At 57.7% G+C, this 22836-nt stretch carries 21 protein-coding genes and 1 rRNA gene; 6 read left to right on the plus strand and 16 right to left on the minus strand.

Annotated features, from left to right (window positions below):
- Nucleotides 1–193 precede the first annotated feature (193 nt).
- Nucleotides 194–309: ribosomal RNA gene (rrf, locus tag ALO43_RS06590) — 5S ribosomal RNA — on the plus strand.
- Nucleotides 310–499: 190 nt separating this feature from the next.
- On the opposite strand, the gene queD is transcribed toward rrf, so the two are convergent.
- The gene (gene queD, locus ALO43_RS06595) at nucleotides 500–856 is read right to left on the minus strand and encodes a 6-carboxytetrahydropterin synthase QueD (RefSeq protein WP_005886646.1); all 357 of its coding nucleotides are present in this window, start codon (nucleotides 854–856) and stop codon (nucleotides 500–502) included.
- Nucleotides 857–1065: 209 nt separating this feature from the next.
- On the opposite strand from queD, the gene ALO43_RS06600 reads away from it, so the two are divergent.
- The 5 genes from ALO43_RS06600 (at nucleotide 1066) to ALO43_RS06620 (ending at nucleotide 4886) form a co-directional block, all read left to right on the plus strand.
- On the plus strand, nucleotides 1066–1374 hold the full coding sequence (locus ALO43_RS06600; protein ID WP_005886648.1) for a PepSY domain-containing protein: 309 nt from the start codon (nucleotides 1066–1068) through the stop codon (nucleotides 1372–1374).
- Nucleotides 1374–1682, plus strand: a complete 309-nt coding sequence (locus ALO43_RS06605; RefSeq protein ID WP_005886650.1) for a PepSY domain-containing protein — start codon at nucleotides 1374–1376, stop codon at nucleotides 1680–1682. Before ALO43_RS06600 ends, ALO43_RS06605 begins: the two co-directional genes overlap by 1 nt.
- Nucleotides 1682–2350: a response regulator transcription factor gene (locus ALO43_RS06610; RefSeq protein WP_005886652.1), complete on the plus strand. Its 669-nt coding sequence runs from the start codon at nucleotides 1682–1684 to the stop codon at nucleotides 2348–2350. The genes ALO43_RS06605 and ALO43_RS06610 overlap by 1 nt, the downstream gene beginning before the upstream one ends.
- Nucleotides 2347–3666 carry an ATP-binding protein gene (locus ALO43_RS06615; RefSeq protein WP_024689670.1) on the plus strand — a complete coding sequence of 440 codons (1320 nt, stop codon included), beginning with the start codon at nucleotides 2347–2349 and terminating at the stop codon, nucleotides 3664–3666. Before ALO43_RS06610 ends, ALO43_RS06615 begins: the two co-directional genes overlap by 4 nt.
- Before the next feature lie 155 nt (nucleotides 3667–3821).
- Nucleotides 3822–4886 carry an AI-2E family transporter gene (locus ALO43_RS06620; protein ID WP_005886656.1) on the plus strand — a complete coding sequence of 355 codons (1065 nt, stop codon included), beginning with the start codon at nucleotides 3822–3824 and terminating at the stop codon, nucleotides 4884–4886.
- Nucleotides 4887–4939: 53 nt separating this feature from the next.
- On the opposite strand, the gene nuoN is transcribed toward ALO43_RS06620, so the two are convergent.
- The 15 genes from nuoN to ALO43_RS06695 all read right to left on the minus strand — a co-directional run bounded on the left by nuoN (nucleotide 4940) and on the right by ALO43_RS06695 (nucleotide 22693).
- Nucleotides 4940–6409: an NADH-quinone oxidoreductase subunit NuoN gene (gene nuoN / locus ALO43_RS06625; RefSeq protein WP_024670043.1), complete on the minus strand. Its 1470-nt coding sequence runs from the start codon at nucleotides 6407–6409 to the stop codon at nucleotides 4940–4942.
- Nucleotides 6410–6416: 7 nt separating this feature from the next.
- A complete protein-coding gene (gene nuoM / locus ALO43_RS06630) occupies nucleotides 6417–7949 on the minus strand; it encodes an NADH-quinone oxidoreductase subunit M (RefSeq protein WP_053479595.1) in 1533 nt (510 codons plus the stop codon).
- 39 nt (nucleotides 7950–7988) lie between these two features.
- The gene (nuoL, locus tag ALO43_RS06635; protein ID WP_054997278.1) at nucleotides 7989–9842 is read right to left on the minus strand and encodes an NADH-quinone oxidoreductase subunit L; all 1854 of its coding nucleotides are present in this window, start codon (nucleotides 9840–9842) and stop codon (nucleotides 7989–7991) included.
- Complete coding sequence (gene nuoK / locus ALO43_RS06640) at nucleotides 9839–10147, minus strand: NADH-quinone oxidoreductase subunit NuoK (protein WP_002554020.1); 309 nt, start codon at nucleotides 10145–10147, stop codon at nucleotides 9839–9841. Before nuoK ends, nuoL begins: the two co-directional genes overlap by 4 nt.
- A complete protein-coding gene (gene nuoJ / locus ALO43_RS06645; protein WP_005892646.1) occupies nucleotides 10144–10653 on the minus strand; it encodes an NADH-quinone oxidoreductase subunit J in 510 nt (169 codons plus the stop codon). The genes nuoK and nuoJ overlap by 4 nt, the downstream gene beginning before the upstream one ends.
- A 10-nt stretch (nucleotides 10654–10663) precedes the next feature.
- The gene (gene nuoI / locus ALO43_RS06650) at nucleotides 10664–11212 is read right to left on the minus strand and encodes an NADH-quinone oxidoreductase subunit NuoI (RefSeq protein ID WP_005892647.1); all 549 of its coding nucleotides are present in this window, start codon (nucleotides 11210–11212) and stop codon (nucleotides 10664–10666) included.
- Nucleotides 11213–11223: 11 nt separating this feature from the next.
- Nucleotides 11224–12231, minus strand: coding sequence for an NADH-quinone oxidoreductase subunit NuoH (gene nuoH / locus ALO43_RS06655; protein ID WP_005892648.1), 1008 nt, complete (start codon nucleotides 12229–12231; stop codon nucleotides 11224–11226).
- Nucleotides 12228–14945, minus strand: coding sequence for an NADH-quinone oxidoreductase subunit NuoG (gene nuoG / locus ALO43_RS06660; protein ID WP_054997279.1), 2718 nt, complete (start codon nucleotides 14943–14945; stop codon nucleotides 12228–12230). The genes nuoH and nuoG overlap by 4 nt, the downstream gene beginning before the upstream one ends.
- 135 nt (nucleotides 14946–15080) lie before the next feature.
- Complete coding sequence (gene nuoF / locus ALO43_RS06665; RefSeq protein ID WP_024689667.1) at nucleotides 15081–16439, minus strand: NADH-quinone oxidoreductase subunit NuoF; 1359 nt, start codon at nucleotides 16437–16439, stop codon at nucleotides 15081–15083.
- Nucleotides 16436–16933: an NADH-quinone oxidoreductase subunit NuoE gene (nuoE, locus tag ALO43_RS06670; RefSeq protein WP_024689666.1), complete on the minus strand. Its 498-nt coding sequence runs from the start codon at nucleotides 16931–16933 to the stop codon at nucleotides 16436–16438. Before nuoE ends, nuoF begins: the two co-directional genes overlap by 4 nt.
- A gap of 2 nt (nucleotides 16934–16935) precedes the next feature.
- Complete coding sequence (gene nuoC / locus ALO43_RS06675; RefSeq protein WP_024670038.1) at nucleotides 16936–18717, minus strand: NADH-quinone oxidoreductase subunit C/D; 1782 nt, start codon at nucleotides 18715–18717, stop codon at nucleotides 16936–16938.
- Nucleotides 18718–18791: 74 nt separating this feature from the next.
- Nucleotides 18792–19466 carry a NuoB/complex I 20 kDa subunit family protein gene (locus ALO43_RS06680; protein ID WP_002554012.1) on the minus strand — a complete coding sequence of 225 codons (675 nt, stop codon included), beginning with the start codon at nucleotides 19464–19466 and terminating at the stop codon, nucleotides 18792–18794.
- A gap of 10 nt (nucleotides 19467–19476) precedes the next feature.
- Nucleotides 19477–19890 carry an NADH-quinone oxidoreductase subunit A gene (locus ALO43_RS06685; RefSeq protein WP_005892671.1) on the minus strand — a complete coding sequence of 138 codons (414 nt, stop codon included), beginning with the start codon at nucleotides 19888–19890 and terminating at the stop codon, nucleotides 19477–19479.
- 462 nt (nucleotides 19891–20352) lie between these two features.
- Nucleotides 20353–21678 carry an isocitrate lyase gene (gene aceA, locus ALO43_RS06690; RefSeq protein WP_054997280.1) on the minus strand — a complete coding sequence of 442 codons (1326 nt, stop codon included), beginning with the start codon at nucleotides 21676–21678 and terminating at the stop codon, nucleotides 20353–20355.
- A gap of 277 nt (nucleotides 21679–21955) precedes the next feature.
- Nucleotides 21956–22693 carry a secretin N-terminal domain-containing protein gene (locus tag ALO43_RS06695; RefSeq protein WP_024670037.1) on the minus strand — a complete coding sequence of 246 codons (738 nt, stop codon included), beginning with the start codon at nucleotides 22691–22693 and terminating at the stop codon, nucleotides 21956–21958.
- Between the last annotated feature and the right edge of the window lie 143 nt (nucleotides 22694–22836).

Below are 22836 nucleotides of genomic sequence, written 5' to 3' on the forward strand. Positions count from 1 at the left end.
GCTAACCAATACTAATTGCCTGTGAGGCTTGACCATATAACACCCAAGCAATTTGCGTCGAATGACCAGATTGCGGTGACTGTGAAGATGACACGAACCGAAAGTTTGCGTCACGAGCGACACCTGAATAACTGACTGTCACATACCCGATTTGCTGAAGCGCGCCGCATGGCACGACTCGGTACCCGAATTTCTTGACGACCATAGAGCATTGGAACCACCTGATCCCATCCCGAACTCAGCAGTGAAACGATGTATCGCCGATGGTAGTGTGGGGTTTCCCCATGTGAGAGTAGGTCATCGTCAAGATTGAATTCCAGAAACCCTCATCGCTCACGCGTTGAGGGTTTTTGTTTTTATGGCGTTCGTCAAATTTCACTCCGCGCCAGCCTTTGACTTTGTATGTATGAAGCTCAGTGGGAAAATCCTGGTAGTGCCCGTGCTCTAATTGCAGGCATAAAAAAACCACCGGCAAGGTGGTTTTTACGTTTGGTGCAGATCAATCTCCGCGATACTCACAGCCACTGGTGCAGGTCTCGTGAATGCGGATGGCCGAAAGCTCAGGTAGCAACGGTTTCAATTCATCCCAGATCCACTTCGCAAGATTTTCGCTGGTCGGGTTTTCCAAGCCTGGAATGTCATTCAGATAATGGTGGTCAAGGCGCTCGTAAAGCGGCTTGAAGATGGCTTTGATTTCGGAGAAATCTCGAATCCAGCCAGTATGCGGGTCTACCTTGCCGGCCAGGTGAATACCGACTCGAAATGAATGACCGTGCAGACGTCCGCATTTATGCCCCTCAGGAACGTTGGGGAGGAGATGTGCTGACTCAAACGTAAACTCTTTGAAGATTTCCACTGTGTATTGGCCCCGAAAAATGGCGATCGCAGACGCGATAAATGCAGGCGGCAAGTTTAACAGCAATGGTCCGAAACTCCATGCAACCAAAAAAATGACGACGCCTTAAAAAGTGATGGCACTCGGCCAGATCTATTCAGCTTGAGTTAAGTTGCGCCAGTTAAGGTGAGCACCATAAAAGCATCGACGGCTATGGACTCCCATTAATAATGAAAACGCTGACGAACCTTGCGTCGCTTATCACTCTTGCTCTGGTTTCTTCGGCCAGTCAGGCGCAAGGTGTTGATCCGCTTGAGGTGCTGCGTCTCAGTGATGCGGGCACGCTCCAGTCAAGCGAAAAGCTTGATGCCAAGGCCTTAAGCAAGCACCCAGGCGCGAGCATTATTGGCACTCAGATCAAGAACATCTACGGCAGGTACGTTTACAATGTCGAGCTGCGCGATGCGCAGGATATTGAGTGGGACCTCGAAATAGACGCCGCCACAGGCCAGGTCTACCGGAATCATCAGGACAACTAATGAATGTCGACAAGCATCTCTGTGCCATCCTTGGTTTGAGCCTGATCTGCTCCTTAGCGCTTGCCAGAGATTTGAATCAGGATGAAGCGCTCAGTTTGCGTCAGCGCGGAGTGATTCTGCCGCTTGAACAGTTCATCGAACGAGCGATGGGGCTGCACCCCGGTTCGCGTTTGCTGGAAGCCGAGCTTGAAGAGAAAAACAATAGGTACGTTTACGAGTTCGAGCTGCTGACTCCGCAGGGTGTTGTGCGAGAGCTCAAGTTCGATGCACGCGACAGCAGTCAGTTACTGAAAGACGAGGATGATTGATGCGCCTGCTACTGGTTGAAGACCATGTTCCCCTCGCCGACGAGCTGCTTGCTGCCTTGGGCAGGCAAGGTTACGCAGTCGATTGGCTGGCTGACGGACGTGATGCGGTGTATCAGGGGGCCAGTGAGCCGTACGACCTCATAGTTCTGGATCTGGGTTTGCCTGGGATGTCGGGGCTTGAGGTATTACAGCAATGGCGTGGCAAAGGTCTGGCGACTCCGGTACTGATCCTGACGGCGCGGGGCTCTTGGTCAGAGCGAATAGAAGGATTGAAGGCCGGTGCCGACGATTACCTGACCAAGCCTTTTCATCCTGAAGAGCTGCAACTGCGTATTCAGGCCCTGTTGCGTCGCTCGCATGGTCTGGCCAACCAGCCAACGCTTGAATCCGCAGGTCTTAATCTGGATGAAGGTCGGCAATGCGTCAGCCGCGATGGTGTTGATATCCAGCTTACGTCCGCAGAGTTTCGCCTTTTACGCTATTTCATGCTTCACCCTGGGCAGATTCTCTCCAAAAGCCATCTGTCCGAGCATTTGTATGACGGTGAAAACGAGCGTGACTCGAATGTCATCGAAGTCCACGTCAATCATCTGAGGCGCAAGCTGGGTCGTGCGGTCATAGAGACACGTCGCGGGCAAGGCTACCTTTACGGCGGAGCCGGAGGTTGAAGTCCATACAGCGACGTTTGAGCCTCGGCCTGATCGCTGTCATGGTGGTCGTTGGTCTGGTGATGGCGCAGACCAGTCTCTGGCTGTTTGAAGTGGGTCTGCAACGTTACCTGGAATCGGGCCTGCGTAACCAAAGCGAGAACCTTCTGGTAGCGTTGGTTCGCGGCCCCGCCGGACTGCAACTCGACGATCATCGCTTATCAGGGGCCTATCAGCGTCCTTTGTCCGGCCATTACTTTCGTATGGACCTGCCGCAAGGGCACTGGCGATCCCGGTCATTGTGGGATTTCGAGCTTCCTCAACCTGGTGTGGGTCTGCATGCCAATCTTGAGCTAGGCAAAACTGGACAGTCACTGTTGATGCTGACCAGCGAATATCGCAAGTTCGGCCAGCAGATTTCCATCACTGTCGCGCAGGACTACACCCCGGTAAGGGCAAGCTTTCGCCTCATGCAGCAGATCGGGCTAGGGCTCGGGCTCGCAGCGCTGATTCTTGTGCTTGTACTGCAGCGCATTACCGTGCGAAGGGCACTGCGTCCGCTGGAAACCGTTCGAGAGCAGATATCCCAGCTCCAGCAGGGCCAGCGTTCCCAGCTGGATAATCAGGTACCTCTTGAGCTCGAGCCTCTGGTCGCCCAGATCAACCACCTGCTTGCGCACACCGAGGACAGTCTGAAGCGTTCACGCAACGCGTTGGGGAATCTGGGGCACGCTCTGAAGACGCCGCTTGCCGTTCTCCTCAGCCTCGCCTTGAGCGGTGAGCTCGATGCCAATCCTGCGTTGCGCAAGACGCTCCAGGAGCAACTGGAAAACATCCGTCTGCGTCTTGAGCGTGAGCTCAATCGAGCACGCCTTTCCGGCGATGCGCTGCCGGGTGCTCGTTTTGATTGTGATGCAGAGTTGCCCGGGTTGTTTTCTACCCTGGGGATGATCCACGGTGCTCACCTGCAGTTGCTCAATGACGTCGAGCCAGGCATGTACCTGCCCTGGGATCGGGAGGATATTCTGGAGCTGCTGGGCAATCTGCTGGACAACGCCTGCAAGTGGGCCGACAGCGAAGTACGATTAGGCATCTTGCGTCAGAATCATGGCTTCTGCCTGTTGATCGACGACGACGGGCCCGGCATTCCCGAATCTCAGCGTGCAGAGGTATTCAGTCGTGGGGCTCGTCTGGACGAGCAGATCACGGGTCACGGGCTGGGGCTGGGCATCGTGCGCGACATCGTTGAAGCGTGGTGCGGTCAGCTGCAGTTGCTGGAGAGCCCTGCCGGGGGGCTTCGCGTACGTATCGAACTGCCTGAGCGCACGGCACCCTGAGCAGCCCACCTTGACTGGTCGGGCCGCAGCATAAAACCTTGTTGGAGGTTGTTGCCTTGCGATCATATTGCCTGCATGAGATGGCACTCGTACGTTCATGTGCTGACTAAGCTCTAGACCGCGCGCAAGGCGCGGTTTACTGACATGGACAGGACATGAACGAAACCACGTTGCAATACAAAACCCTTATTCTGCTATTGGTGCTGGTGAGCATTGCCTTCATCTGGATTCTGCTGCCGTTTTATGGCGCGGTGTTCTGGGCGGTTATTCTCGGAATCATTTTTGCGCCAGTACAGCGCAGGTTGCAGATCAAGTTCAACTGGTCACGCAATCTCACCTCCCTGTGTACCCTGACGATCTGTCTGGTGATTGCGATTCTTCCGGTGATCGTCATCAGCGCCTTGCTGGTTCAGGAAGGCACCACACTGTACAAAAACGTCGAAACCGGACAGCTGGATATTGCTGGCTATCTGGCCGAATTCAAGGACCTGCTGCCACACTCGATTCAGGCATTGCTCGACCGTCTGGGCATGGGCGATCTTGAAGGGCTGCGCGACAAGATCACCAAAGGTGCGATGCAGGGCAGTCAGTATCTTGCAACCCAGGCTTTCAGCTTCGGGCAGGGCACGTTCGATTTCGTGGTGAGCGTCTTCATCATGCTTTATCTGTTGTATTTCTTTCTGCGCGACGGGCAGGAACTGGTACGCAAGATACGCACTGCCTTCCCGCTGGGCGAACAACAGAAGCGTCGTTTGCAGCTCAAATTCACCCGAGTGGTACGTGCCACAGTGAAAGGCAACGTGGTGGTCGCGGTGACACAGGGCATGCTGGGAGGCTTCATCTTCTGGGCGCTGGATATTCCAAGCGCATTGCTCTGGGCCGTGATCATGGCCTTTCTGTCGCTTTTGCCGGCAGTCGGCGCGGGAATTGTCTGGGCTCCAGTAGCTGTCTACTTCCTGCTCAGCGGCATGATCTGGCAAGGCGTGATTCTGGGGTTGTTCGGTGTATTCGTCATCGGACTGGTGGACAACGTGTTGCGCCCGGTTCTGGTTGGCAAAGACACCAAGATGCCGGACTACCTGATCCTGATTTCCACTCTGGGCGGCATGTCGGTCTTTGGTCTGAATGGCTTTGTGATAGGGCCTCTGATCGCTGCGCTATTCATCTCCAGCTGGGGACTGTTCAGCGGAGCCAAAAAGACGGTAAAGCTGCCGGGCTAATTCTCGGAGGCAAAAAAAACCCTGCTCTAGCAGGGTTTTTTGTTTGCGGATGATCAGCCTGCGACGTGCAAGCCGGCATTGACCACCAGGTCCAGCAGCGGTTGCGGGTAAACACCCAGTGCAAACGTCAGGATCGCCACAGCCAGCAGCATTACGCCACCTGTGCGCTGTGCCCAGTTGATTGCAGCGTCGTGACGCGGCATCTTGTTGTCGACCAGATACATGGTCACCATCACGCGCAGGTAGTAGAACAGACCGATAGCGCTACCGATTACCAGCGCCCCGACCAGCCACCACAGTTGCGACTCGACGCCGGTTGCCATGATGTAGAACTTGCCGATGAAACCGGCAGTGAGCGGGATGCCGGCCAGCGACAGCATCATCAGGGTCATGACTGCCGTCAGGTAAGGACGACGCCAGAACAGACCACGGTATTCGAACATCGCATCGGCATCACGCCCGCTGTAAGGCGAGGACATCATGGTGATCACACCGAAGCTGCCCAGCGATGTCAGGACGTAGGTCGCCAGATAGACGCCAATGGCTTCGACTGCCATACCTTTGCTGGCTACCAGCGCGATCATCAGGTAACCGAAGTGTGCGATGGACGAGTAGCCCAGCAGACGCTTGAGGTTGGTCTGAGTCAATGCCAGCAGGTTACCGACCAGAATGGACGCTACTGCAATCACTGCCAGTACGTCATGCAGCACGCCGCTGCTCGCAGCCGGGGAAATCTGGAACAGACGCACCAGCACTGCGAACACGGCGACCTTGCTCGCTGTGGCCAGAAACGCAGCGACAGGGGCGGGTGCGCCTTCGTAAACGTCCGGGGTCCACAGGTGGAAAGGTACCAGTGACAGTTTGAAGGCAAGCCCCACAACCATCATGCCCAGACCCAGGCTGGCGATCGGGCTGGGCATGCCTGTAGCTGCAATAGCCTTGCCGATGCCTTCAAAGCTCAGAGAACCCGCTTCTGCGTATAACAACGCCATGCCGAACAGCAGGAAAGCCGACCCGGCTGCCGATAGCACCATGTACTTGATGCCGCCTTCCAGCGAGCGCTTGTTGAAGAAGGCATAAGCCACCAGGCCATAGACCGGCACCGACAGCAGCTCCAGGCCGATGAACAGGCCAGCCAGATGCTGAGCACTGACCAGCACCAGGCCGCCGGCAGCTGCCAGCAGGATCAGCAGGTAAAGTTCTTCGCGGTTGCCCGGATAGCCTGCCTTGCCGTCGCCCAGATAAGCGTGCGCCATCGTTACGCAAGCCAGAGTAGAGGCGAGGATGATCGCCATATACAGACAGGCAAAGTTGTCGATGTGCAGCAGTGGTGTCACCACCAGCGGGGCAACTTTCAGTGCCGGGTAAATCGACAGCAGCGCCAGGTTGAGGCCTGCTACCGACAGCAGGAACGTTTGTGAGTGATTGCGGCGCCATGCAATCGCCAACATCACCACTACAACGGTGAGGCTGGTGATCAGCAGTGGCGCAAGCGCAATAAAGTGTTGAATCGTCAGGTCCATAGCGCTCTTACCGGGCCGAAGCGAGTTGAGTGAAGGCAGTGCCTAGCCATTGCTGCACGCCGTGCATGGTCGCTGCCGAGGTATCGAGGAACGGCTGCGGGAAAACCCCGAGCACGATCAGCAACACGGCAAGGCCCAGCACCATGATCATTTCCCGTCCGTCCATGCCTTTCAGAACCGCGTCGGATTTCGACGGGCCGAAGTAGGCGCGGTGGATCATGATCAGCGAGTAGACAGAACCAAACACCAGTCCGGAAGTGGCAATTGCCGTGATCCATGGCGAACTGGCGAAACTGCCCAGCAGGATCAGGAACTCACCGACAAAGTTACCAGTGCCGGGCAGACCCAGAGAGGCAGCCGCGAAGAACAGACTGATCGCCGGTATGTAAGCGATGCGTGACCACAGGCCACCCATTTCTCGCATATCCCGAGTGTGCATACGTTCGTACAACTGGCCACTGAGAATGAACAGGGCAGCAGCTGACAGACCATGCGCAATCATCTGTATCAGCACGCCTTGCAACGCCTGCTGGCTGCCCGAGTAGATACCGATCAGCACGAAGCCCATGTGCGACACACTGGAAAACGCGATGAGACGCTTGATATCGGTCTGGGCGAAAGCCAGGAATGCGCCGTAGAAGATACCGACCAGACCCAGGCCCATCGCAATCGGCGCGAATTCGGCCGATGCATTGGGGAACAGTGGCAGGGCGAAGCGCAGCAGGCCGTAGGCAGCGGTTTTCAGCAGGATACCGGCAAGGTCGACGGAACCGGCAGTCGGTGCCTGAGCATGTGCATCCGGCAGCCAAGAGTGCAGTGGCACCACCGGCAGCTTCACCGCGAAAGCGATGAAGAAGCCCAGCATCAGGATGTACTCGGTACCTGGCGCCAGCTTGGTCTTCAACAGGTCGGCGTAGGCAAAGGTGATCACGCCGGTCTGGTTGAAATGCACCAGCACCAGACCAAGGATCGCCACCAGCATGATCAGACCGCTGGCCTGGGTGAAGATGAAGAACTTGGTCGCTGCGTAGATCCGGGTCTTCTTGCCGTCCGATGAGCTATGGCCCCACAGTGCGATGAGGAAATACATCGGCACCAGCATCATTTCCCAGAAGAAGAAGAACATGAACAGGTCGATGGCCAGGAACACGCCGACGACACCACCCAGAATCCACATCAGGTTAAGGTGGAAGAAACCCACCTTGCGCTGGATTTCCTTCCACGAGCACAGCACCGACAGAACGCCGAGCAGGCCGGTCAACAGAATCATCAGCAGCGAAAGGCCGTCGAGTGCCAGATGCACGTCGATGCCGAAGCGGGTGATCCACGGGTGGTGGAATTCCAGGGTCCAGGTCGGATCGGCACCAGGCACCGGCGCGTAGCCGAAGTTGCCGGTTGCCCACAGCCAGAGGCCGAGAACCAGTTCGAGGGTCATTGTCAGTAGCGCGATCCAGCGCGGCAGGGTAGAGCCGAAGCGCTCACCCAGCCAGCACAGCAGGCCGCCGATAAAGGGGATCAGGATTAGCCAAGGCAGAATCATGACGGGCTCAATTCCTTTCGCAAATTCGCAAGGTTCATGTCAGACCGCAACCAGAACGACGGCACCGAGTACCAGAACGGCACCTACGGCGATCGAGGCAGCATACCAACGCAACTGGCCGGTCTCGGTACGGCTCATGGTGTCATGACCGCCTTTGACCAGACGTGGGATCAAGCCGATGGTGCGGTCGAATGGATCGCTACGCAGCACATGGCTGATCGCCAGATAAGGTTTGACGAACAGCTTGTCGTAGATCCAGTCGAAGCCCCAGGCGGCGAACCACCAGGCCGAGAGGAAGCGACCCGGACCGCTGTTGGCGATAGCCGTTGCCAGGCGACGCTTGCCGAGAAACAGCAACGCTGCCAGCAGGATACCGGCCAGGGCAATGGCCCCCGAGGCGATTTCCAGGCTGTGCTTGGCTTCGCCACCGGCATGCCCGACGCTTTGCGGCAGAACACCGGCCAGCGGCGGGGTGATCATCGCGCCGACGAATGTCGACAGTACAATCAGCACCCACAGTGGCAACCAGTGAGCAATGCCGTGACCTGCGTGCGCTTCAGTCTTGGCCTCACCATGAAACGCGATGAAGATCAGGCGGAAGGTGTACAGCGAGGTCATGAACGCGCCGACCAGACCGGCATACAGCAGACCATTGTTACCGCTGGCGAACGCTTCCCAGAGGATTTCGTCCTTGGAGTAGAAACCGGCAGTCAACAGCGGCAAGGCAGACAACGCAGCACCGCCGACGATGAAGCTGGCATAGGCCAGAGGCAGTTTCTTCCACAGGCCGCCCATCTTGAAGATGTTCTGTTCATGGTGGCAGGCAACGATGACCGCACCCGACGCAAGGAACAGCAGCGCCTTGAAGAAGGCGTGAGTCATAAGATGGAAGATCGCGCCTTCCCAGGCACCTACACCCAACGCCAGAAACATGTAGCCGATCTGGCTCATGGTCGAGTAGGCGAGAATGCGTTTGATGTCGGTCTGCACGAGTGCTGCAAAACCGGCCAGTACCAGCGTGACGCCACCGACCAGACCTACCAGATGCAGGATGTCGGGTGCCAGTGCAAACAGGCCATGAGTCCGCGCGATCAGGTAGACACCTGCCGTTACCATTGTGGCCGCGTGGATCAATGCAGAAACCGGAGTAGGGCCGGCCATTGCGTCTGCCAGCCAGGTCTGCAGTGGCAGCTGCGCGGATTTACCGACGGCACCGCCGAGCAGCATCAGCGTCGCCAGCACGATCCAGAAATCGCCAACCTTGAAGTGCTCAGGCGCCTTGATCAGCAGCTCCTGCACATTGAGCGTACCCAACTGCTGGAACAGGATGAACATGCCGATGGCCATGAACACGTCGCCGATACGGGTGACGATGAAGGCCTTGAGTGCTGCGTTGCCGTTGTTGCGGTTGCTGTAGTAGAAACCGATCAACAGGTAGCTGCACAGGCCTACACCCTCCCAGCCAAAGTAAATGAACAGCAGGTTATCGCCCAGAATCAGGAACAGCATGCTGGCAATGAACAGGTTGGTGTAAGCGAAGAAGCGCGAGTAACCGGCCTCGCCGCGCATGTACCAGGACGCAAACAGGTGGATCAGGAAACCGACGCCCACCACGACACCGAGCATCGTGACGGAGAGACCGTCCAGATACAGCGCGAAGTTGGGCTGGAAGCCATCGACGTCCATCCAGCGCCACAGCACCTGGGTGTAGTGACCGCCTTCTGGTGGTGCGACATTGAACTGCCAGATGATCCAGGCCGTCACGACAGCCGACAGGCCAATGGAACCCACGCCGATCAGCGCTGCGAGATTTTCCGAGATGCGTCCTCGAGAGAACGACAGCAGCAGAAAGCCGATGAGGGGAAATACGAAAGTCAGAAAGAGAAGGTTCATCCGCGCATCTCGCTGGCAGCATCGATATCGAGAGTGTGGAAGCGGCGATACAGTTGCATCAGGATCGCCAGGCCAATACTGGCCTCGGCTGCCGCAAGGCTGATCACCAGAATGAACATGACCTGTCCATCCGGTTGCGCCCAGCGGCTGCCGGCAACTACAAACGCCAGAGCAGAAGCGTTCATCATGATTTCCAGGCTCATCAACACGAAGAGAATGTTACGGCGCACCATCAGGCCGACCAGACCCAGGCAGAACAGGACCCCGGCGACCGCCAGACCGTGCTCAAGAGGAATAGCATTCATTGGCTTGGCTCCTTGGCCTCGTTGCGGCCCAGATGGAATGCCGTGATGGCTGCGGCAAGCAGCAGCATCGAGGCGAGTTCCACCACCAGCAGATAGGGCCCGAACAGGCTGATGCCGACCGCTTTGGCGTCGACCGTGGTGTGACCGATGGCAGCACCGGTCTGGTTGGCGAAGAGGACGTACAGCAACTCGGCAAGCAACAGCGTGCCGAGAATCACCGGGCCTATCCAGATGCCGGGTTTGAGCCAGGCTCGTTCCTGCTGAACCGAAGCCGGACCCAGGTTCAGCATCATCACCACAAACACAAACAGAACCATGATCGCGCCCGCATAGGCGATAACTTCCAGTACCCCGGCAAACGGCGCGCCAAGGCTGAAAAATGTCATCGCAACAGCGATCAGCGAGATGATCAGGTAGAGCAGGGCATGCACCGGATTCGTGTTGGTGATCACCCGCAGGGTGGACACAACAGCGATACCGGATGCGAAATAGAAAGCGAATTCCATCTTTACTTCCTTAAGGCAGCAAGCTCTTGACGTTGATCGGCTCGGCTTCATTCTGTGCGGAGCCCTTGGGCTTGCCGCCGATCGCCATACCGGCAACGCGATAGAAGTTGTAGTCGGGGTTCTTGCCGGGACCGGAGATCAGCAGATCTTCTTTCTCGTACACCAGATCCTGACGTTTGAAGTCGGCCATCTCGAAGTCCGGCGTGAGCTGGATTGCGGTGGTAGGGCAGGCTTCCTCACACAGGCCGCAGAAAATGCAGCGTGAGAAGTTGATGCGGAAAAAATCCGGGTACCAGCGTCCGTCCTCTGTTTCTGCCTTCTGCAACGAGATACAACCAACCGGGCATGCCACGGCGCACAGGTTGCACGCCACACAGCGTTCTTCTCCGTCCGGGTCGCGGGTCAGCACGATGCGGCCACGGTAGCGAGGCGGCAGATACACTTGCTCCTCTGGGTATTGCAGGGTGTCGCGTTTGCGGAAGCCGTGACCGAACACCATCACCATGCTGCGCAACTGGGTACCAGTACCCTTAACGATGTCACCAATATATTTGAACATGGGTCAAATCCTCACTGAACCGAGCCTGCCGGTGTGTTCAACAACACGATCGCAGCAGTCACCAGCAAATTGATCAGGGTCAGCGGCAGACAGAACTTCCAGCTGAAATCCATGACCTGGTCATAACGCGGGCGCGGGATGGAAGCGCGCAGCAGAATGAACAGCATGATGAAGAACGCGGTTTTCAAGGCGAACCAGAAGAACGCAAGCGATGGCAGGATATCGAACGGACCGTGCCAGCCACCGAAGAACAGCGTAACCAGCAGCGCCGAGATCAGGATGATCCCGATGTATTCACCCACGAAGAACATGCCCCATTTCATGCCTGCATATTCAATGTGGTAGCCGTCAGCCAGTTCCTGCTCGGCTTCCGGCTGGTCAAACGGGTGACGGTGAGTGACCGCAACGCCTGCGATGAAGAACGTACAGAAGCCGAAGAACTGCGGAATGATGAACCACAGGTTCTGCGCCTGATATTCGACGATGTCGCGCATGTTGAACGAGCCGACCTGAACCACGATGCCCATCAGCGCCAGGCCCATGAACACTTCGTAGGATACAGTTTGCGCCGAAGCACGCAGGCTGCCCAACAGGGCGAACTTGTTGTTGCTCGACCAGCCCGCAAACAAGACGGCATACACCGACAGACCGGCCATAGCGAAGAAGAACAGCAGGCCGATGTTCAGGTCCGCCACGCCCCAGTTAGGTGTGATCGGAATCACAGCGAAGGCGATCAACAAGGCGCTCATGGCCACGACCGGTGCCAAGGTGAATATCACCTTGTCGGCGAACGGTGGTGTCCAGTCTTCCTTGAAGAACATCTTCAGCATGTCGGCTGCGATCTGGAACATGCCGAACGGGCCAACGCGGTTCGGGCCGTAGCGGTCCTGCCACCAACCCAGCAGACGACGTTCCACAAAGCTCAGCAGCGCGCCGCAGACCACCACGGCCAGCAGCACGACAATGGCCTTGACCGCAGCAAGTATCGCGTCAATCACATCAGGGGTGAACCAGGTCATTGCGCTGCCTCCTGCAGACCGTCAACGGATTTGCCGAAGATAGCTGGTGGAATGCCTGGCAAACCGGCCGGCAATGCCACCAGGCCGGCGCCCAGTTCTTCATTGATACGTAGCGGCAGTGTCAGCGACTGTCCTGCAACGCTCAGCGAAAGCAGGGCACCTTCGTTGACGCCCAGACGATCGGCTTCGGACTTGGCCAGTGCCACGTATGGCTGGGGAATGCGCTCTTGAACCGGTGCAGCCAGTGACGAGGTCTCGTCGCTGCCGAACAGGTGGAAGAACGGCACGACCTGCCAGGTACCGCGCTCCGGGGAAAACGCGCGTGGAACACCGGAGAACCACGACAGACCATCGCCATGGCTTTCGATCAGGCGGGTGCCTGGGTCGCCGGCGCGCAAATGACCGCCAACTTCGTCCTGGAACTTGTTCCAGGCTTGCGGCGAGTTCCAGCCCGGCGACCAGGCGAATGGCACCTGCTGACGAGGTTCAGCAGAACCCGAGTAGCCTTCCATGGAGAAGGAGAAGGCGGTATCGATGTCTTGCGAGGTACGAGGCTCATGCACACTGATGTTCGCGCGCATCGCTGTACGACCGCTGTAGCGCAGCGGTTCGCGAGCCAGCTTCAGGCCTTTGATGCGGAACGAGGCAGACGGTGCAGCATTGACGATACCGGCGAGTTGCGCAGAGCTGCCAGCACAGGCTTCGGTGACGTGATCAAGCTGAGTCCAGTCAACCGGCTTGTTCAGCAAGGTCGCGCGCAGGGCATGCATCCAGCGCCAGCCTTCGTGAACCAGAATGGCAGGGTCCAGATAGGTCGGGTCGAACACTTGGAAGAAGCGCTGAGCGCGGCCCTCCTGGCTGACCAGTGTGCCATCGCCTTCGGCAAAGCTGGCTGCTGGCAGAACCAGATGTGCGCGATCAACAGTCGGTGTTTTCTGATGGTCAGCAACGATCACCACTTTCGCAGCGCTCAGCGCAGCGTCGACGATTTTGGCGTCCACACGGCGATACAGATCGTTTTCCAGAACCACAATGGCGTCGGCCTGACCGGAAATCACTGCCTGCAGTGCAGCATCGACAGACTCACCGCCGAACATCGCCAGGCCCATGCTGTTGGCTTCTGGCACGATCAGGCTGATTGAGCCCTGTTTGTCGCGTAGCTTCAGAGCCTTGGCAATGTTTGCCGCTGCTTCGATCAACGCTGTCGAACCCAGCGAACTGCCGGAAATGATCAGCGGGCGCTTGGCCGCGAGGAGGGCGTCGGCAATACGTTGCGCCAGTTCCAGCGCTTCGCTGTCCAGACCTTCAACGGCCGGTGCGCTGGCGTCTAGTGCGTGGGCAACAGCGAAGCCGATGCGTGCGAGGTCATCCGGTGCGGCGTGGACACATTCTTCTGCAATGTCGTCGAGTCGGGTTTCAGCCAGGCTGGCGATGAACAGCGGATTCAGTTCATGCTGACCGATGTTCTTCACAGCAGCATCGAGCCACGGCTGGACTTTCATCGCTGCGGCCATGTCTTCGGCCTTGCCCTTGACGGCCTGACGCAGGCCCAGCGCCATGCGCGCTGCGGTCTGGGTCAGGTCTTCGCCAAGGACGAAAATGGCGTCGTGATCTTCGATGTCTCGCAGGGTAGGAATCGGCAGCGGGCTGTCGTTCAGCACCTTGAGGATCAGGCGTACACGTTCCAGCTCGCCGGCTTCGATACCACTGTAGAAGTGTTCGGCCCCGACCAGTTCGCGCAGGGCATAGTTGCTTTCCAGACTGGCACGAGGCGAGCCGATGCCGACAATATTGCGACCGCGCAACAGGTCAGCGGCCTTGTCCAGTGCCTGATCCAGGCTCAGCTTGACCTGACCATCAGCCAGTAATGGCTGACGTGGACGGTCTGTGCGGTTGACATAGCCGTAGCCAAAACGACCGCGGTCACACAGGAAGTACTGGTTGACCGAACCGTTATAGCGGTTTTCGATGCGGCGCAGCTCACCGTAACGCTCGCCTGGGCTGATGTTGCAACCGCTGGAGCAGCCGTGGCAGATGCTCGGCGAGAACTGCATGTCCCATTTGCGGTTGTAGCGCTCGGAGTGAGTCTTGTCGGTAAACACACCGGTCGGGCAGACTTCGGTGAGGTTGCCGGAGAACTCGCTTTCCAGCGTGCCATCTTCGACGCGGCCGAAGTACACGTTGTCGTGAGCGCCGTAAACGCCCAGGTCGGTGCCGCCAGCGTAGTCTTTATAGAAGCGCACGCAACGATAACAGGCGATGCAGCGGTTCATCTCATGCGCGATGAACGGCCCCAGCTCCTGATTCTGGTGGGTGCGTTTGGTGAAGCGATAACGGCGCTCGTTATGGCCGGTCATCACCGTCATGTCCTGCAGGTGGCAGTGACCGCCTTCCTCACAGACAGGGCAGTCGTGCGGATGGTTGGTCATCAGCCATTCGACGACACTGGCCCGAAAGGCCTTGGATTCATCGTCTTCGATGGAGATCCAGGTGTTGTCGGTGGCTGGTGTCATGCAGGACATGACGATACGACCACGGGTGTCGTTTTCGTCGGTGTACTGCTTGACCGCGCACTGGCGACAGGCGCCAACGCTGCCAAGGGCGGGGTGCCAGCAGAAATAAGGGATGTCGAGGCCCAGCGACAGACATGCCTGTAACAGGTTGTCTGCACCATCGACTTCGAGCGCTTTGCCGTCTACGTGAATAGTAGCCATGGTTCAAAGGTCTTCGTTGGCCCGTTGTCAGCGGGCGTGGCTAATGGAATCTCGGTAGTACCCGTATCGTTCAGCCCGCAGGCGTCAGCAGGTACGAGGACGGCAGCCCGAACAGCCGCCGACCGTTGTGTCTTGTTATGCGCCGACCACAGTCGGACTTTTACCCGGAACAAGTGTGGACGCGCTGGCGGGCGCTATGCCTGCTTCGAACTCCGAGCGGAAGTACTTGATTGCACTGCCAAGCGGCTCGACGGCACCTGGTGCGTGAGCGCAGAACGTCTTGCCAGGGCCAAGGAAATTGACCAGTCCCAGCAGGGTTTCGATATCCCCCGGCTGACCCTGGCCCATTTCGATGGCGCGAAGCATCTTCACGCTCCACGGCAGGCCGTCACGGCAAGGGGTGCAGAAACCACAGGATTCCTGGGCAAAGAACTCTTCCATGTTGCGCAGCAGCGACACCATGTTGACCGAATCGTCTACAGCCATCGCCAGTCCGGTGCCCATTCGGGTGCCGACCTTGGCAATACCGCCAGCGTACATCTGCGCATCCAGATGCTCTGGCAGCAGGAAGCCGGTTCCCGCGCCGCCTGGCTGCCAGCACTTGAGCTTGAAACCGTCGCGCATGCCACCGGCATAGTCTTCGAACAGTTCGCGAGCCTGCACGCCGAAAGGCAACTCCCACAAACCGGGGTTCTTGACCTTGCCGGAGAAGCCCATCAGCTTGGTGCCGTGGTCTTCACTGCCTTCGCGGGCAAGCGACTTGTACCAGTCGTTGCCGTTATTGACGATGGCTGGCACGTTGCACAGCGTCTCGACATTGTTCACGCAGGTCGGCTTGCCCCAGACGCCTACGGCGGCGGGGAAGGGTGGCTTGGAGCGCGGGTTGGCACGGCGGCCTTCGAGCGAGTTGATCAGAGCGGTTTCTTCACCGCAGATATAACGACCGGCGCCGGTATGCACGAACAGCTCGAAGTCGAAACCAGTGCCCAGGATGTTTTTGCCCAGCAGACCGGCAGCCTTGGCTTCAGCCACGGCACGGTTCAAGTGCTTCGCAGCCGTTACATATTCGCCTCGCAGGAAGATGTAGCCGCGATAGGCCTTGAGCGCGCGTGCGCTGATCAGCATGCCCTCGATCAGCAGATGGGGCAATTGCTCCATCAGCATGCGGTCTTTCCAGGTGTTGGGCTCCATTTCATCCGCATTGCACAGCAGGTAGCGGATGTTCATGGATTCGTCTTTGGGCATCAGGCCCCATTTCACGCCAGTCGGGAAGCCCGCACCGCCGCGACCTTTGAGGCCGGAGTCCTTGACCGACTGAACGATATCGTCAGGCGCCTGCTGGGTCAGCGCCTTGCGCGCCGCTGCATAGCCGTCTTTGGTCTGATATTCGTCGAGCCAGACCGGCTCGCCGTCATCACGCAGACGCCAGGTCAGCGGGTGGGTTTCAGCCGTACGCGTAATGCGGTTGGCTGGGCCGAAGGAAGTGATGGTCATAGGTAACCCTCCAGCATCTTGGCAACGCCAGCAGGCTGTACATCGCCGAAAGTGTCGTCATCGACCATCACGGCCGGGGCCTTGTCGCAGTTACCGAGGCAGCATACCGGCAGCAAGGTGAAGCGGCCGTCAGCAGTAGTTTGCCCAAGGCCGATACCCAGCGAAGTTTTGATTTCGTCCACCACGTTCTCGTGACCACCGATGAAGCACACCATGCTGTTGCAGACACGAATGATGTGACGTCCGACCGGCTGGCGGAATATCTGGCTGTAGAAGGTCGCAACACCTTCGACGTCGCTCGCCGGGATACCCAGCAGATCGCCGATCGCATAGATGGCGCCGTCCGGCACCCAGCCACGTTCCTTTTGAACGATTTTCAGGGCTTCGATGGACGCCGCGCGCGGGTCTTCGTAGTGATGCATCTCATGCTCGATGGCCGAGCGCTCGGTTTCGCTCAGAGCGAAACGGTCAGTCTGGATTAGCGGGCTATTCATGCTTAGCGGTCCACGTCGGCCATAACGAAATCGATACTACCCAGGTACGCGATCAAGTCCGCGACCATGCTGCCCTGGATCACCGAAGGGATCTGCTGCAGATGCGGGAAACTTGGTGTGCGGATCCGGGTACGGTAGCTCATTGTGCCGCCGTCGCTCGTCAGGTAATAACTGTTGATACCCTTGGTCGCTTCGATCATCTGGAAGGACTCGTTGGCCGGCATGACCGGGCCCCACGAAACCTGCAGGAAGTGCGTGATCAGGGTTTCGATGTGCTGCAGGGTGCGCTCTTTCGGTGGCGGCGTGGTCAGCGGGTGATCCGCCTTGTACGGGCCTTCCGGCATGTTGCGCATGCACTGGTCGATGATCTTGATGCTCTGACGCATCTCTTCGACACGCACCATGCAGCGATCATAGGCATCGCCGTTCGCGGCCAGCGGTACTTCGAACTCGAAGTTCTCGTAGCCGGAGTATGGGCGAGCCTTGCGCAGGTCGAAGTCGCAGCCGGTGGAGCGCAGGCCTGCACCGGTGACGCCCCATTCGAGGGCTTCCTTGGTGTTATAGGCGGCAACGCCGACGGTACGACCCTTGAGGATACTGTTCTGCAGCGCAGCCTTGGTGTATTCGTCGAGGCGCTTTGGCAGCCAGTCGACGAAGTCCTTGACCAGCTTTTCCCAGCCGCGTGGCAGGTCGTGAGCAACCCCGCCGATGCGATACCAGGCCGGATGCAGGCGGAAGCCGGTGATGGCCTCGATCACGGTGTAGGCTTTTTGGCGGTCGGTGAAGGTGAAGAACACCGGCGTCATGGCCCCCACGTCCTGAATATAGGTGCCCAGGAACAGCAAGTGGCTGGTGATACGGAAGAACTCGGCCATCATGATACGAATGACGTCGACTTTTTCCGGCACCTTGATGCCCGCCAGCTTCTCGACCGAAAGTACGTACGGCAGGTTGTTCATCACCCCGCCGAGGTAGTCGATCCGGTCGGTATACGGGATGAAGCTGTGCCAGGACTGACGTTCGGCCATTTTCTCGGCACCACGGTGGTGGTAGCCGATGTCTGGAACGCAGTCGACGATTTCTTCGCCGTCCAGCTGCAGAATGATTCGGAATGCGCCGTGAGCAGAAGGGTGGTTCGGCCCAAGGTTGAGGAACATGTAGTCCTCGTTCTGGCCGGAGCGCTTCATGCCCCAGTCTTCTGGACGGAAGCGCGCGGCTTCTTCTTCCAGTTGCTGTTTGGCGAGCGTCAGGCTGTAGGGGTCGAATTCGGTTGCGCGGGCAGGGAAGTCCTTGCGCAGCGGGTGACCTTCCCAGGTCGGCGGCATCATGATGCGGCTCAGGTGCGGGTGGCCCGGGAAGTCGATACCGAACATGTCCCAGACTTCGCGCTCGTACCAGTTGGCGTTCGGCCAGATGCTGGTGATGGTCGGCACGCTCAGGTCGCTTTCCGACAGCGCGACCTTGATCATCACATCGCTATTTCTTTCAATCGACAGCAGATGGTAGAAGACCGTGAAGTCAGCGCCGGGCAAGCCCCGGCGATTGGTGCGCAAACGCTCGTCCACGCCATGCAGGTCATAAAGCATGGAGTAGGGCTTGGGCACGTTGCGCAGGAACGTCAGAATTTCAAACAGGCGAGCGCGCTCTACCCATAACACAGGCATGCCGGTGCGAGTCGGCTGGGCTGTGAAAGCCTCGGCGCCAAAACGGTTATTCAGTTCAATGACGACATCTTGGTCGTCAGCCTTGTAAGGCGGGATGTACAGAGCGTTGTCTGCAGTCATAGGTCTCAATCACTTCGGTCAACGTACAGAATCAACCCCGGTTCCTGTCTTTTTTATAAGCAGAACGGGCTGTATCAGACTTCGTCGGGGCTGCGCAGGTTGGTCACCTGAATACGCTGTTCGCGGCGCTGTTCCTTTTGCGAAGGCATCTCGGCGCGGTACACGCCTTGATCGCCTACAACCCAGGAAAGTGGGCGACGCTCCTTGCCGATGGATTCCTGCAGCAGCATCAGGCCTTGCAGAAAAGCTTCGGGGCGGGGCGGGCAGCCGGGCACGTAGACATCCACGGGAAGGAATTTGTCCACCCCCTGGACCACTGAGTAGATGTCGTACATGCCACCGGAGTTGGCACACGAGCCCATGGAAATGACCCACTTGGGCTCGAGCATTTGCTCGTAGAGACGCTGGATGATCGGCGCCATCTTGATGAAGCAGGTACCGGCAATAACCATGAAGTCTGCCTGACGCGGCGATGCCCTGATGACTTCGGCGCCGAAGCGTGCGATGTCATGGGGAGCCGTGAAGGCAGTGGTCATTTCCACATAGCAGCACGACAGGCCGAAGTTGTAAGGCCAAAGGGAGTTCTTGCGACCCCAGTTGACCGCACCGTTCAGCACGTCTTCCAGCTTGCCCATGTAGATGTTTTTGTGGACTTGATCTTCTAACGGATCGGAGACGGTTTCCCGCTTGCCGATGGGGTACTGCTCGTTAGGAGCGTCCGGGTCGATCCTGGTGAGATTATATTGCATCGCCAAAGCCTCATTGTTTCAGCTTCGCTTGCCGATTACGGCGACCTTCAGGAGCCCAGTCAAGAGCGCCAACCCGCCATAGGTAGACAAGACCTGCCAACAGAATTGCTATGAAAACGAGAGCTTCGGCGAATCCGGTCCAGCCGCTTTCGCGGACGGACACAGACCAGGCAAAGAGAAAAAGGGCTTCGATGTCAAAGATCACGAAAAGCATCGCGACCAGATAGAATTTTGCGGAGAGCCGCAGACGCGCACTGCCGGTTGGCAGCATGCCGGATTCGAAAGGTTCGTTCTTGCTGCGGCCCCAGGCCTTGCTTCCGAGCAGGCTGGACAGACCGAGCATGAAGGCGCAAAGGCCGACAACCCCCAAAAGGAAAATGGCGAAGCCCCAATTGTGGGCAATCAGACCTGTCGATTCGGGCATGCTGGCAGTCCTTGTTAGAGAGCAAAGGTCTCTGTGCTTGATAAAGAGTCGAGGCAGTGACGAAATGTCGCAGCGCGGTCAACGAATTGATTTTATGTGCAAACAGTTGGCAAGTAAATTTTCTACATCAAATTTATTTACCGAATCAATCACAGTCTGCCCTCTGACTGGGCTGCAGGCCCTGCCAGGCGGGCACTGACAGGTTTTTCGGCGATTATATTTCCAGAAGACAAAAAAGGGCGAAACGAAATTTGAATGATAATTGATATCATTTAAACGCTCTGGATAGTTTATGCCTAGTTAGTCAAGCGGTAGTTGTCAGCAATGACAGTTAGAAAGTGCGCCCTTTTTAGCATTTCTGAAAGAGCAGATGATTGTCCAAGGTCAATTCAGGCAATGCCTGACAGAAAAAACAGGCCGCCCCTACGGACGGCCTGTTTTTTCAACGCGTTGCGCGATGGGTCAGTGGAATTGCTCTTCTTCTGTGGAGCCGGTAAGTGCGGTCACTGAAGACACGCCGCCCTGGATCACGGTGGTCATGTCGTCGAAATAACCGGTACCTACCTCCTGCTGGTGAGCCACAAAGGTGTAGCCCTTGGCGGCATCGGCGAACTCCTGTTCCTGCAGCTTCACATATGCCGTCATGTCGTTGCGCGCGTAGTCGTGCGCCAGGTTGAACATGCTGTGCCACATGTTGTGGATGCCCGCCAGGGTAATGAACTGGTGCTTGTAGCCCATGGCTGACAGTTCGCGCTGAAATTTGGCAATGGTCGCGTCGTCGAGGTTTTTCTTCCAGTTGAAGGAGGGCGAGCAGTTGTACGACAGCAACTGATCCGGGTACTCCTTTTTGATCGCTTCGGCAAAGCGACGTGCTTCGTCCAGATCCGGTTTCGCCGTTTCGCACCAGATCAGGTCTGCATAGGGCGCGTAAGCCAGGCCGCGTGAAATGGCTTGATCAAGACCCGCGCGAACTTTGTAGAACCCTTCATGCGTGCGCTGGCCGGTCACGAAAGGTTTGTCGTAAGGGTCACAGTCGGAAGTCAGCAGATCGGCGGCGTTGGCGTCGGTGCGGGCCAGAATAATCGTTGGCACCCCGGCAACGTCGGCGGCAAGGCGCGCAGCAACCAGCTTCTGGATGGCCTCCTGAGTTGGTACCAGCACTTTGCCGCCCATGTGGCCGCATTTCTTCACTGAGGCGAGCTGATCCTCGAAGTGGACGCCAGCAGCGCCGGCCTCGATCATGCTCTTCATCAGTTCGTAGGCGTTGAGTACTCCACCAAAGCCGGCTTCCGCGTCGGCCACGATAGGCGCGAAGTAGTCGATGTAACCCTCATCCCCAGGCGCCTTGCCAGCCTTCCACTGGATCTGGTCGGCACGGCGAAACGCGTTGTTGATGCGTTTCACTACCGTGGGAACCGAGTCCACCGGGTACAGCGACTGATCCGGGTACATGGACTCGGCGGAGTTGTTGTCGGCGGCGACTTGCCAGCCGGACAGGTAGATGGCCTGAATCCCGGCCTTGACTTGCTGAACCGCCTGGCCGCCGGTCAGCGCACCCATGCAGTTTACGAAGTCCTTGTCAGGGCGAAATGAAGGTTTGGCACCTTGCGTCACTAGGTTCCACAACTTGTCGGCGCCCAGTTTTGCAAAGGTGTGTTCAGGTTGAACCGAGCCTCGCAGGCGGACCACATCAGTTGCAGAATAAGTGCGGGTCACGTTTTTCCAGCGCGGATTTTCAGCCCAGTCTTTTTCGAGAGCCGCTATTTGTTGTTCGCGTGTCAGTGCCATTTCATAAACCCCAGGAAGTAGGTCTCGATTAAAGTCCTGCTCCGCCAAATGCCTCGTGTCTCATGGCACTGTAAATGGCTGCTCGCTGCTCGGCGCGTAACGATCAGGGCGCGTGTCACCGTGGGCTCCAGGCAGCGGGAGCGAGGCAATCATGCCTTGGGGTCTGGAAGGGCGTCAAACGTTTTGTAGTGCTTTTTTTGAATCACTACATATTTGTAAGGTGAGACCGGATAGTCATTAAAAGGCCCGCAAGTGCTGGCTTTCACGCCAGCCCTTGTTACTCAAGCGTTTCGACCTTGACTCGCAATACCATGTCGTTTCGACCCTGCGTCGAATAGCGTTGTGCGATACCTCTCTGGTCAGCAACAGACTGGTCGCTATTGCTTGCAAGGGTGATCCATTCGCCTAGCCTCCCGCTGACCTGGCTGTCGGTGCTTTGCACCTTGATGGCGTCGGGCTGTTCCTGGCTCATGCGGTCATGGTTGGTGCTGATATTGAGGTGCACGGTATCGCCGGTCACGCTGGCCGTGACGTAAAACCCCTGAGTCACATTGCGGTACTCGGTGTTGTTCTGCGAATAGCCGTAAGAGTCCGTAGAGGAGGAGGTCAGCGGAACGCTTTGTCCGACCTGAATCAGCGCCGGTGTGCCTTCGCTGGTCTGTACCTGTTGCACGCCGCCCTCGCGGCTGGCAGTGCCATACTCGATAACCTGAGAGCCGCCGCTGCTGCGCATGGCGGTGTCGCTGGTATCGACACTGATCAACAGGCGCTTTGGTGCAGTGTCCAGCTGCGAGATAAGTGCACGAAGCTCTTCGATCTTGCGCGAGTCGGCGTTGACTATCAGCTGGTTGCCATAAGCGCTGACGGTACCGTCTGACCCTATAAAGGATTTGGCCACCGGCAGCAGGTCTGCGCTGGTGCGATAGTTGAGCGGGACCACTTCAGTCGCCGCCAGCGCGCTGGCACTGAATGCGATGAGCAGTGTGACAAGCAAAGTGCGTAAAAGCATGTTCATTCTCCGCGATGGGCGCGTGACACGTGATGCACGCATGCATTACGCATGAGTGTGCCTCTGTGTCGGCCGTTATGGATGCAAACTGAATGGCCAGACGCAAAAACGCCCTGCCTTTTGTCAGTCTGGTATGAGTGATACCAGCC

Source organism: Pseudomonas tremae, assembly GCF_001401155.1.
In the GTDB taxonomy this organism is placed as follows: domain Bacteria; phylum Pseudomonadota; class Gammaproteobacteria; order Pseudomonadales; family Pseudomonadaceae; genus Aquipseudomonas; species Aquipseudomonas tremae.